Genomic DNA, 331 nt, shown 5'->3' with positions numbered 1-331 from the left:
ATCCACTTCCGCATCAGTAAGTGCCAGCGAATCAACAAGTGCTTCAGTAAGTGCAAGTGAATCAACTAGTGCCTCAGTAAGCGCCAGTGAATCCACAAGTGCTTCAGTAAGTGCCAGTGAATCAACTAGTGCATCAGTAAGTGCCAGTGAATCAACTAGTGCCTCAGTAAGCGCCAGCGAATCCACCAGTGCCTCAGTAAGTGCTAGCGAATCCACCAGTGCCTCAGTAAGTGCAAGTGAATCAACTAGTGCTTCAGTAAGCGCCAGCGAATCAACTAGTGCTTCAGTAAGCGCCAGCGAATCCACAAGTGCCTCAGTAAGTGCCAGCGAA

1 protein-coding gene is annotated in these 331 nt (G+C 49.2%); it reads right to left on the bottom strand.

From position 1 onward, the window contains the following. A partial coding sequence (locus tag H5R88_RS01740) for a hypothetical protein (RefSeq protein WP_310735475.1) occupies positions 1–331 on the bottom strand: 331 nt, incomplete at both ends.

The sequence above is a fragment of the Limosilactobacillus agrestis genome, from assembly GCF_014145585.1.
Taxonomy (GTDB): Bacteria; Bacillota; Bacilli; order Lactobacillales; family Lactobacillaceae; genus Limosilactobacillus; species Limosilactobacillus agrestis.
The sequence above is the reverse complement of the archived record's forward strand: the minus strand, read 5'-3'. Positions and strand labels throughout refer to the sequence as shown.